Origin of the sequence: Microcoleus sp. MON1_C1 (assembly GCF_036701945.1) — a bacterium.
Taxonomy (GTDB): Bacteria; Cyanobacteriota; Cyanobacteriia; order Cyanobacteriales; family Microcoleaceae; genus Microcoleus.
The window spans coordinates 58,796-70,922 of the sequence record NZ_JAUBRO010000018.1 but is presented as its reverse complement, the minus strand read 5'-3'; the positions used below and the strand labels follow the sequence as shown (position 1 = coordinate 70,922).

The 12,127-nt window shown below is 45.7% G+C and carries 6 protein-coding genes and 1 pseudogene; 3 read left to right on the top strand and 4 right to left on the bottom strand.

What is annotated here, in order from left to right; genetic code table 11:
- Positions 1-43: 43 nt before the first annotated feature.
- Positions 44-919, bottom strand: a pseudogene (locus QUA62_RS12560) (IS630 family transposase).
- A gap of 207 nt (positions 920-1,126) precedes the next feature.
- Between QUA62_RS12560 and QUA62_RS12555 the strand changes: the two are divergent.
- A complete protein-coding gene (locus QUA62_RS12555) occupies positions 1,127-2,395 on the top strand; it encodes a Rid family detoxifying hydrolase (RefSeq protein ID WP_333404357.1) in 1,269 nt (422 codons plus the stop codon).
- A gap of 359 nt (positions 2,396-2,754) precedes the next feature.
- Here the strand turns inward: QUA62_RS12555 and QUA62_RS12550 are convergent, their stop codons facing one another.
- A complete protein-coding gene (locus QUA62_RS12550) occupies positions 2,755-4,908 on the bottom strand; it encodes a polyribonucleotide nucleotidyltransferase (protein ID WP_333287309.1) in 2,154 nt (717 codons plus the stop codon).
- A gap of 447 nt (positions 4,909-5,355) precedes the next feature.
- Between QUA62_RS12550 and QUA62_RS12545 the strand changes: the two genes are divergently transcribed.
- The gene (locus tag QUA62_RS12545; protein WP_333404355.1) at positions 5,356-8,778 is read left to right on the top strand and encodes a DEAD/DEAH box helicase; all 3,423 of its coding nucleotides are present in this window, start codon (positions 5,356-5,358) and stop codon (positions 8,776-8,778) included.
- Between the two features lie 293 nt (positions 8,779-9,071).
- Entirely contained in the window at positions 9,072-9,899 is an 828-nt protein-coding gene (locus tag QUA62_RS12540) for an SWIM zinc finger family protein (RefSeq protein ID WP_333404353.1), read from the top strand.
- Positions 9,900-10,050: 151 nt separating this feature from the next.
- Here the strand turns inward: QUA62_RS12540 and QUA62_RS12535 are convergent, their stop codons facing one another.
- The gene (locus QUA62_RS12535) at positions 10,051-10,689 is read right to left on the bottom strand and encodes an HAD-IA family hydrolase (RefSeq protein WP_333404351.1); all 639 of its coding nucleotides are present in this window, start codon (positions 10,687-10,689) and stop codon (positions 10,051-10,053) included.
- A gap of 261 nt (positions 10,690-10,950) precedes the next feature.
- A complete protein-coding gene (queG, locus tag QUA62_RS12530; protein ID WP_333404349.1) occupies positions 10,951-11,916 on the bottom strand; it encodes a tRNA epoxyqueuosine(34) reductase QueG in 966 nt (321 codons plus the stop codon).
- Positions 11,917-12,127 lie beyond the last annotated feature (211 nt).

Below are 12,127 nucleotides of genomic sequence, written 5' to 3'. Positions count from 1 at the left end.
GTGAATCTGTGTTTATCTGCTTGTATAGCAACCGCCAAGACGGTTAGGATGCAAGGCGTAGGACATCTTCGATCGCATCACGTAAACAGTCAAACCGCTCTAATTGTTTGCGGATGCGACTTTTGAGCCAAGACCAGCATTGTTCAATTCTGTTCAAATCAGGGGAGTACGGCGGTAAATACAACAATCTACACCCTACACTTTGAATCAATTCCTCAATTCGACCACCTTTATGAAACGTGGCATTGTCCATCACCACCACCTGTCCTGTCACAAGTGTTGGCAGTAAACAATTTTCTAGCCAAATTTCAAAAACTGTTCTATTACACGCTCCAACGACGGTAAAAGGGGCGAGCAATTTTTGGTTACATAGAGCAGCAATCATATTTACCCTACCCTCACGTCGCCCAGATTTCAGTGCATGAAACCGTTGCCCCTGTTCGTTCCAACCATAATCATACTGGTCTCTATTATCCATGCCAGATTCATCAACATAGACAATCTGAGCCGAGGGAATGGTGGACAATTCGGTTACAAAAGCCTGCCGCTTGACTTCATCCCGCGGACGGTAGCCGTAGGTCTTTTTTTTCGAGTAAAACCAATTTTTCTCAAAGCCCGCGAGATTGTGCGTGAGCTAATTTCTCCATCCCAAAGTGAGGCCATTTCAACTTGAGTTTTATCCCCATGAGTCTTGGCTTGCCTCACGAAATTTCTCCCAATCACTAATTTTATGACCGTTACCTTTTGGCTTATTCGGTAATGCTAAAAAGTCTCCTGTTTCGGTTTGTCGCTTCAACCATAAGCCGATTGTGTTGCAACTGATATTAAACAGTATACTCGCTTCACTAATCTTTAAGCCATCTAGTTTGATAGCTTGAATGACTTTCTGACGTAGGTCGTAACTGTAGGGTTTTGGCATGGGTCGTGCGATCGGGGCAGCATCAGAGACTACTTCCAGTTTACACCCTAACCGCCAAGGCGGTTGCTATATCTGCGGTTAAAAAAGGTAATTTCTTAACCGCAGATGAAAATGGATTGACGCGGATTGACGCAGATTTAGCTCGCGCTTTCGGTTTTGGTGGTAGGCTGGGAAATTGGGGTGTAGCGGAAGGGCGAGGGGTTATTTATGGATGCTGAAGAACTTTTAGAAAAATACGCTAAAGGCGAACGGAACTTTACAAAAGCACAGTTAAGCGGGATAGATCTCAAAGGTGCAGACTTGAGTGGAATAGACCTACGCGGTGCAAATTTGACGGGAGCTGAGTTGAATGAGGCAACTCTGAACAAAGCAAGCCTCTATGGAGCAAACTTCAGTAGAGCATCCCTGGTAGGAACAAACTTAATCGGGGTGATAGGTAATAGTGCCAACTTCTGTTTTGCAGACCTCACCAGTGCTGACTTGAGTAGGGCAGACCTCACCAGTGCCAATTTGAGAAATACTAAGCTGGACAATGCAAACCTGAGTGATGCCCAATTAATCTCTGTATGGTTAACTACAGCCTCCTTGAAGGAAGTAAATTTAAAGAGAGCAAATCTGAGCGGCTCAAATTTCACGAGGGCAAATTTGACAGGAGCACAATTGAGTCAAGTGAACTTAGGTAATGCTAGTCTCGAAGATGCCAATCTCCAGCAAGCCCAACTTCGAGGTGTCAATCTCTCTGCACTTAACTTATCAGGCGTGAATCTGACTGAGGCGGATATTAGTGCAGCAGACCTCACAGGGACAAATTTGAAAAAAGCCTGTCTGGCAGGGGCAAATCTAGAAAAATCTAGTCTTAAACAAGCAACTTTGATGCTAGCAAGTTTGGAGGGAGCCAACCTTAAGAAAGCAGACTTGACTGATGCTCAAACCTATGGTTGGAATATTAAAAAAGCAGACTTCACTGGTGCGATAATGCCAGATGGAGAAATCTATGAGCCTGAAACCTCAGAACCAGAAATCTCAGAACCAGAAATCGACTACAAACGGCAAAGCTCTCAACAAGAATCCCAAAAAGTGACCTATATGACACGCAAAATTATTCGTACTGACAAAGCACCCGCACCCGTGGGCCCTTACAATCAAGCCATTGCCGCTACGGGCACTATGCTGTTTGTAGCTGGTCAAATTGCGATCGACATTAGACTAAACGATATTGTCTACACCGACGATGTGGCAAAACAAACCGAACAAGTCATGGCAAATCTCGAAGCCATTCTCACAGAAGCCGGCGCTACTTGGTTGGATGTCGTAAAAACTACGGTTTTCCTCAAAGATATGAATGATTTTGCCGCTGTGAATGCGGTTTATGCGAAATATTTTGATGCCGAAACAGCACCGGCGCGCGCTTGTGTGGAGGTTTCGCGTTTGCCGAAAGATGTGTTAGTAGAGATTGACTGTATTGCTGTGATTTGATTTCATCTTCTTGGAGAAACCAGGCTTTTTCAATAAGCCTGGTTTCTGAATATTTGGTTTTTTTTTATGTTTCTGAGTGATTTAACCGCAGAGGGCGCTGAGGGCGCAGAGGAAGAGGGGAGAGAGATGAATAATTTGAAAGTTTATTTATAGCAACCGCCGAGGGTAAAGTGCGCGACTGTATTAACTTCTACAGCCGATCGCACTTTTGTCGATCTGTCGCTGTCGCGCACCTACTCCCAAATCAATCTGAAACTATCAGATTTAATCTCAATTAGCAATTAGCAATTACTAATTACGAGTTAGCAATTAGCAATTAGCAATTACTCTACAAGTAATTACCAATTACCAACTGTAAACTATTTATTCAACGCTTCGCGGGCGGCTACCGCTTCGTCGGGATGAATATTCAAGCGGGTCAAATTAATTCGACCTTTATTGTCAATTTCTCGCACTTTGACAATCACTTCATCGTTTACAGCTAACTCGTCTTCCACTTTGCCAACGCGGTAGTCCGCTAACTGGGAAATGTGAATCATGCCTTCTTTTCCGGGCAAAATTTCCACGAAAGCGCCGATCGGAATAATTCGAGTTACGCGGCCGACATACACGTCTCCTGCATTCAACTTGCGCGTCATGCCTTGGACAATGTTGTAAGCCCGCTGAGCTTTTTCGCTGTCGTTGCCAGCAATTGTCACGGTTCCGTCGTCTTCGATGTCTATTTTGACACCGGTTTCTTCGGTGATGGCTTTGATCGTTTTGCCACCAGGCCCAATTACCAAACCGATAAATTCTGGATCGATTTTCAGGGTTAGCAAACGCGGTGCAAACGGCGACATTTCCTTGCGGGGAGTGTCGATGGTTGCCAGCATTCTTTCTAAAATTTGCAGTCTGGCCGGTTTGGCTTGACGGATGGCATTGGCAATCACATCTAAGGGCAAACCTTTGATTTTCATGTCCATCTGCAAAGCGGTAATACCGGTGTCGGTACCAGCTACTTTGAAGTCCATGTCGCCTAAAAAGTCTTCAATTGCCTGAATGTCAGTCAAAATTCGGACTTCATCGCCTTCTTTAATTAAGCCCATTGCCGCGCCGCTGACCGGTTGGGAAAGGGGAACGCCTGCATCCATTAATGCTAGCGTTGAGGCGCAAACTGAACCCATTGAGGTCGAACCGTCGGAAGAAAGGACTTCTGAAACTACGCGAATCACGTAGGGGAAATCTTCTTTGGATGGCAAAACCGGCAGCAAAGCGCGTTCTGCGAGGGCTCCGTGACCGATTTCTCGGCGTCCGGGCGATCGCATCGGCTTGGTTTCTCCTACCGAAAACGGCGGGAAGTTGTAGTGATGCAGGTAGCGTTTGTCTTGCTGCGGGTGCAAGTCGTCTCCTAAGTCTTGGGCGTCGCCTGGGGTTCCCAGGGTAGCTGCGGACAAGACTTGAGTCAACCCGCGATTAAACAACCCACTGCCGTGTACTCGCGAGGGCAGCACTCCTACGCGACAAGAAACTTGCCGCACCTCGTCTAGCTTGCGACCGTCTACACGGATGCCATCTTCGAGGATTTGCTGGCGCATGATTTTTTTGGTAACGTCTTTGAAAACGTTGCCGATCGCCTTGCTGTTGGCGGTGGCCGCTATTTTTACCGGGTCCTCTTCCGGGAGTTCGGCGATCGCAGCTTCGACTTCATTTGCCTTAACTTCGTCCAATGCTGCATTGCGCTGATTTTTGTCTGGTTCAAATTTAGACAAAATGGTGCGGATTGGGGCTTGGGCGCGATCGCGAATAAAGTTTTCCAGGGCCGAGTCTAGGGATGGCCGTTCCTCTACCACCAAATCGATCCCCAATTCCGCCATAATTTCGCGCTGCGCTTGAATCAAGTCACAGGCTGCTTCATAGCCGAAGTCGATCGCCTCGATGATATCCTGTTCGGGCAACTGGTTGGCGCCGGCTTCTACCATGATTACTCCGTCAGGAGAACCAGCTACCACGAGATCCAACTCGCCTTCTTTGATTTCGCTGTAAGTTGGGTTGATGATGAAATCGTCCCCTACCAAACCGACTCGCACTGCCGCCATCGGCCCGTAAAACGGCATTTTCGCCAGCAGTATCGCCACCGAAGCCCCCGTCACTGCCAAAACGTCCGGTGGCACTTGTTCGTCCATCGAAACCGTTGTGGCTACAACTTGGATGTCATCTCGCAGCCAGCTTGGAAATAGCGGGCGCAGCGGTCGATCGATCAAACGGCCAGTCAAAGTCACTTTTTCGGGGGGACGCCCTTCCCTTCGCAAAAATCCACCGGGAATTTTACCGCCAGCGTAGAGTCTCTCTTCGTAATCCACCAACAGGGGCAGGAAATCAATTCCTTCTCTCCCCTGCGATCGAGTCGCTGTCACTAAAACCGCCGTGTCACCCGACTGAATCAAAACTGCACCGCCTGCTTGAGGCGCTAGTAAACCAATCTTCAGTCTAATATCCCGTCCATCGAAGGATATTGACTTGTCTATCTCTACCATGTAGCACTGCTTCCTTATCTACCACATTCTTTCTCTGTCGGGATCGTAACATTACCACAGGATGTTTGAGAGTCCGACGCCAAAAGACAGGGATAATCGCCTCGCGATCCACTGTCTGTGTCTCGATTGTAAGCATTTATACTGGAAAATTATTTTTTGCAGTCTGGGGTCGATTCTCCGGTCGATCGCCCGCTAAACGCCTTCCATAGATGGTACTATGAATTTTCATTTGGGAATTGGGACGTTGAAGGAAGAAGGAAGAAGGATTTAGTTATCTAGGACAGGGAATAAGCCGTAAGGTGGTTAGGGCGCACCCTACATATACAGGTTCTACCTAATTCCTGTCTGGCTCAAAATATCCTTTGTTTGTTAAAAAAAATATTCATAAATCCCAGATAAATGCTGTAGTCAACCTCGCAAATAAATAAAAATATCAGGGTAAAAAAGATGGCAATTTTACACGGCAGTTGGCTACTTGACAATGAGAAAAGTTGCTTATTTATTTGGGGAGAAACTTGGCGAAAATTTGGGGCGATTGACACCACAGCGGGGATAAATCTACAGCATCCCTTAGCAATGACCGAAGCTGAATTTAAGACTTTCCTAAATTCCTTGCAGCAGTCGGGAAAACTGGATTGGCAATTACCGGAAACCGCCGAAAATCAACCGGAAAAAAGCAAAAAAACTCGGCGCTCGCCCAAAAGTCAAAACGCAGAAATCCCCCCCCCAAACTCCTCAATTAAAAGGGAAATTCGGGCGATCGCACTTCCCACCCAAATCTCAGAATCGAACGCAAATCTGATGCCGCAGCACTCAGCCGCAGCACTTGAGGAACCGGCAAAAACCGAGGAAATTTACCTTTATCCCTGGCAAGTCGAGGGTTTTTGTCTCAACCCTCAAGCAGCTTTTGTTTTCTTGCAATCACTACCGCTTAACAGCACGGAACCAGACTCTTTTGTCGGCTCAGATTTGCGTTTTTGGTCTCATATTGCTAGGTGGAGTTTGGATTTGTTGGCAAGATGCAAATTTTTGCCTGGATTGGAGAAACAGTCGGACGGTTCTGCTATTGCCAAATGGCAACCGTTGTTAGATAGTTCTACAGATACACTCCGCCTCGCCACTTTTGTCAAGCAAATGCCGACGGCTTGCAGAACATATCAATCGAAGGAAGAAGGAAGTTCGGCAACGGATTCTGTAACGGATGTAACGGATGTAAGGGATGTCAGGAAGAAGGAAGAAGGAAGAGGGAAGAAGGAAGAAGGAAGAGGGAAGAAGGAAGAAGGAAGAGGGGAAAAAAAAGAAGGAAGAGGGGAAAAGGAAGAAGAATCCAGTCAATTGCCTTTAGCGGTGGATTTGCCGATGGGGGCGGAGGAATTGGTGTTAGGCTTTTTGAGTAGTATTGTAGATAGTCAAGTGCGATCCTCTTCGAGGGCTGCGCTAACGGCTGGTAGCTCTACTTTAGAGATAAAAACAGTTTCTCCTGTGCGCGACTGGCTGCAAGCTTTGCAGCAGGAATCTGGGATTGTGCAAGTAGAAACAGCAGCATTGGAAAACTTGGCAACCAAGCTGAGTGCTTGGACTGCACCGCTGCAAAATCAATTATCTCAACAAAGTCAATTTCGCACTTGCTTTCAACTCATACCACCAGCGCCCGGTAAAGCCAACTGGAATTTAAATTATTGCTTGCAAGCAGCAGATGAAACCGAATTTTTGGTAGACGCGACAACTGTTTGGAACAACTCTGTCGAGCGTTTGGCTTATGCGGGGCGGACAATAGAATTGCCTCAAGAAACTTTGCTCAGCGGCTTGGGTTTAGCCTCGAAACTTTATCCGTTAATTGAACCGAGTTTGCAAGCACAGCGGCCTCAATCTTGCCAATTAAATCCGCTACAAGCTTACGAGTTTATTAAGTCTGTAGCTTGGCGGTTTGCTGATAGCGGGTTGGGCGTAGTTTTGCCGCCGAGTTTGACAAAGACAGATGGTTGGGCGAGTCGTTTGGGCTTGAGCATTCAAGCGGAAACTCCGAAAGTGACTCCGGCGAAAGGTGGGTTGGGATTGCAAAGTCTGCTAAATTTTAAGTGGGAATTGACGATCGGCGGACAGCGCCTTTCTAAGGCAGAATTTGACAGATTGACTGCGTTGAATTCGCCTTTGGTGGAAATTAACGGCGAGTGGGTGGAGTTGCGCGCGCCCGATGTGAAAGCGGCTCAAACTTTTTTTGCCAGTCGCAAAGAGCAAATGACTCTTTCTTTGGAGGATGCTTTGCGTTTGGCGTCGGGCGATACTCAGATGATCGAAAAATTGCCTGTAGTGAATTTTGAGGCTACGGGTCAACTTCAGGAATTGTTGAATACTTTGAGCGATAATCAAGCGGTAAGTGCGATCGCAACTCCGGCTACTTTCCGAGGACAATTGCGGCCTTATCAAGCCCTAGGAGCAGGCTGGTTAGCATTCTTAGAACGCTGGGGTTTGGGTGCTTGTCTCGCGGACGATATGGGATTGGGGAAGACCATCGAGCTAATTGCTTTCCTCGTGCACTTACAGGAACAAGATTCTCTAGAAGCGCCAACATTACTGGTTTGTCCGACATCGGTATTGGGCAATTGGGAGCGCGAAGTCAAGAAATTTGGACCGACGCTAAAAGTGTTAGTTCACCACGGAGACAAGCGCGCTAAAGGCAAAGCATTTGCGGCTGAAATTAAACGAAAGGATTTAATAATTACCAGTTATGCCCTGGTGTTTCGCGATGCGAAGGAATTTCAAGCCATTAAATGGCAAGGATTGGTTTTAGATGAAGCGCAAAATATTAAAAATTCCGAGGCGAAGCAGTCGCAAGCGGTGCGGCAAATCGAGGCATCTTTTAGAATTGCGCTGACAGGAACTCCGGTGGAAAATAGACTGCAAGAATTGTGGTCAATTTTAGAATTTCTGAATCCTGGCTATTTGGGGCCGCGCAATTTCTTTCAGCGCCGATTTGCAATTCCGATCGAGAAATACGGAGATAGGGAATCTTTGCAGACTTTGCGATCGCTCGTTCGGCCTTTCATCCTCCGCCGCCTGAAAACTGACAAAGAAATCATCCAAGATTTGCCCGAAAAACAGGAGATGACTGTATTTTGTGGGCTGGCGGCTCAACAGGCGGTATTATATCAGAAAATAGTCGAAGAGTCAATAGCGGAATTAGAATCAGCAGAAGGCATTCAGCGCCGAGGAATGATTCTGGCCTTGCTGGTAAAACTCAAGCAGCTTTGCAACCATCCAGCACTTGTGAAAGCAGAAGCTAAGCCGAAAGAATTGGAGATTAAGAGTCAGGAATCGGGCAAATTGCAGCGGTTGGTGGAAATGTTAGAAGAGGTGCTCGCTGAGGGCGATCGGGCTTTAATTTTTACTCAATTTGCCGAATGGGGAAAACTCCTGAAACCGCATCTAGAACAGCATTTAGGGCGAGAAGTTTTGTTCTTGTACGGAGGAATTCGGCAACAGCAGCGGGAAGAAATGATCGATCGCTTCCAGCACGACCCCCAAGGCCCGCCGATTATGATTTTATCTTTAAAAGCAGGCGGCACAGGTTTGAACCTAACCAGAGCCACCCACGTTTTTCACTATGACAGATGGTGGAATCCCGCAGTAGAAAATCAGGCAACTGACCGCGTATTTCGTATCGGTCAAACTCGCAACGTGCAAGTTCATAAATTTGTCTGCACTGGCACGTTAGAGGAGAAAATACACGATATGATCGAAAGCAAAAAAGCTCTAGCCGAACAAGTTGTCAGCGCCGGCGAAAACTGGCTCACCGAGCTAGATACAGACCAACTTCGGAATTTACTAATCCTCGATCGCAATGCTATCATAGAAACGGAAGAAGAATAATGTGCTTAATTTTCTTCGGTTTCGAGTGAGGACTTTAGTTCTCAACCATCAGAGGAATTACGCACTCTGACCACAGAAACCGGGTTTTCTACCAGGATTAAAGGTTATAGTCCTGTTTTTTCGTAAAAAACCCGGTTTCTGACTCTCGCGACGATAACTAAAGCTTTCTTCCTCCTTCCTTCTCTCGCGACGATAACTAAAGCTTTCTTCCTTCTTCCTCCTTCCTTCTCTCGCGACGATAACTAAAGCTTTCTTCCTTCTTCCTTCTTCCTTCTTCCTTCTTCCTTCGGCTTATGATTGACAGAGAATGGTGGACACAACAGTGGTTAGATTTAATCAATACCTACCGCTTCAAAAAGCGCTTAGAACGTGGCTGGCAGTACGCGCGCGAAGGTAAAGTTCTTAGCATTAAATTTCCCAATCAAGAAGTAATTGCCATAGTTCAAGGAACCGATCCAAAACCCTATCAAGTTTCTTTAGGACTGGATACATTGACTGATGAAGATTGGGATTATGTGATTGAAAATATGTCGCAAAGAGCAGTTTTTTCAGCTAAACTCTTAGCAGGAGAAATGCCGCACAATATTGAAGATGTATTTGCAGCAGCAGGCAAAACGCTATTTCCGTTAAGCTTATCTGATATTCGATCGCGCTGTAGCTGTCCTGACCCCAAAAACCCTTGCAAACACATCAGTGCAGTATACTACTTATTGGGCGATCGCTTCAGCGAAGACCCCTTCGTACTCTTTCAACTGCGGGGGAGAACCAAAGAGCAAATCTTGACAGCACTTCGTCAAAGACGAGGTACGCAAGGAGAGGAAAATTCCCAACTCAACTCCGGCGAAAATTCCCCCACAGCGAATTCTAAATTGCCAAAGGTCGATCGCTTTTGGGAATACAATCAGCAGCTAGAATCATCTTTAGTAGTTATTGTACCGCCGCCCAGCAGCGAGACAGTATTAGATATCTTAGGCCCAATTCCCCTCGCAACCGACGGAAAAGGAACCGCTAGCAAATCCTCGCCCGCCTCTGACGCACTCAAGCAGCATTTTAGCAAAATCTACCAAGCAGTTAGCCAGCAAGCAGTTTTAGCAGCACTGAAACGGGGCGAAGGAGAGTAACATAATTTACTCGCAGAGATGATACTAGGGACTGTGGCTGATAACAAATCAGGCTTTTATACCCCTTTTATTCTTTAGTCCCTCTCTGTTGGAACGAGAGTTTGGGTAGAAGAGATTTCAACCGACGAGTCTTACTTTTTGCAATTTCAGTTTACACTTCCCACAAATTATTCATAATCTCTATCAATTCCTGGGGGCGTTTAATCAAAAAATCGGGATTGTGTGCAGCCAAAGCCTCCTGAGAATTAAAACCCCAAGCTACAGCAATTACCTTAATTCCTGTTTTTCGAGCCGCTTCAATATCTCTAATCTCATCTCCCACATAAACGACTTGTTGAGGATTTATATGTTCTGTTTTTAGCCAGCTATTAATAACTTTATGTTTGCCAAAAGTTGAACCAGAGTAAATAAAGGTGAAAGTGTCTTGCAAACCATTTGTTTCCAGCGAGGCCAAGACATTTTCACGGGAATTAGATGTGATAATGCCCAGTTGAAAGCCCAGTTTTGTTAGAGCGAGTAAAACTTCTTTAATTCCCGGAAATAATTTAATATTGGGAATTTCACTGCGTAACTCTGCTTTCAACATTCTAATCAACAGCGGGAATTTGAAGATAGAAATGCCCGAATACTGAAGGAGTTGCCAAGAAGTTAAATTGCTCAGTTGAGCGATTTGCTCTTTGGTCGCCGATTTAAAACCTAATTCTACTGACAAACGGTTAGTGATGCTCAGAAGAATATCGATTGTATCTGCTAAAGTACCGTCAAAATCAAAAATAATTACTTTGGTCATTGGACAATAGCAAATAAGGAACGGGGGAGCATAAAATTTTAGATTTTAGATTTTAGATTTTAGATTTTAGATTTTAGATGGGAAGGACTTACTGTATAATGTATTGACTATTGGCGCTCCGTTTTAGATTTTAGATTTTAGATTTTAGATGGGGAATGACTTACTGCATAATATATTGACTATTGGCGCTCCGTAAATACCCTAGGGGTATTATCTATAGGGTAAGGTGCCCCCTAAGCACCCTGACGAACATCTCAACTTTTAAGGGTTAATTTGATTGGCTTTGGCATTTCGCCGCAGCATTTCGGGTTTAATGCGCCGCAGCGCCGAAGCGGTAAATCTGCGGTTCCATTCCTCGTCGGAAATGTCCGCTAATTCTGCAAGTGTCGGCGCTATATTTTCAGGATAAGGCTCAAACTCTTCAACATCAGTTGGTTTAGCAAATCGCTGATTCCAAGGACAAACATCCTGACAAATGTCGCAGCCTGCTACCCAACCTTGTAAATTAGATGCAATTTCGTCGGGCAATTTTTCGGCTCGATTCTCGATCGTGTGATAGGCTATACATCGATCGGCATTCACCACAAAAGGCTCAGTAATTGCCCCCGTCGGACACGCCTCAATGCAGCGAGTGCAAGTACCGCAATGTTCCGTATGGGGTTCATCGGGCGCTAACTCCAAATTAGTCAAGATTTCTCCCAAAAACACCCAAGAACCGTATTCGCGCGAAATTACATTACCATTTTTGGCAATCCAGCCAATCCCTGCACGCTGCGCCCACATTTTATCTTGAATCGGCCCGGTATCAGCATAATACCGCGCTTCAATTCCCTCGCCTTGCGATCGCACCCAATTTGCCAAAACCTTCAGTTTTTTGTGCAGGATTTTGTGATAATCCCTTCCCCAGCCGTAGCGAGAGATTTTGGCATATTCGACCCCTGGCTCGACCCTCCCCTCCAAAGGGGGATTCGGGGGGCGTTGGTGAGGCGTGTAGTAGTTGATGGCGACACATATTAAGGACTGCACCTCTGGCATCACCAATTGAATATCCTGCCGCTTTGGGTTGGCCATCCATGCCATATCCGCCTGATAACCCTTGTCCAGCCAAGCCTGCAATCGTTGTTTTTCTAGATCGAAATCCGCGTCTTTTGAGGCTATCCCGACTTTGTGAAATCCCAACTCAAGGGCTTTTTGCTTCACCAAAATGCTGCTACTTGGCGCTTTCATTTGATATCAGGTAAATATTTACCTTTTGTATTGACTATTTTGATTTTATATGATACATAAAGCAATTTTTAACGATCGGTTTCCTAAATAAACTAATTCCGCGCACAATCTAGTGACGGCGATCGCAATTTACCAAACCATTCATCATAATTTTATAAGTCAGCTATATGTAATTTATATTTGCAATTTTTAACAAAACGTTACATAATTT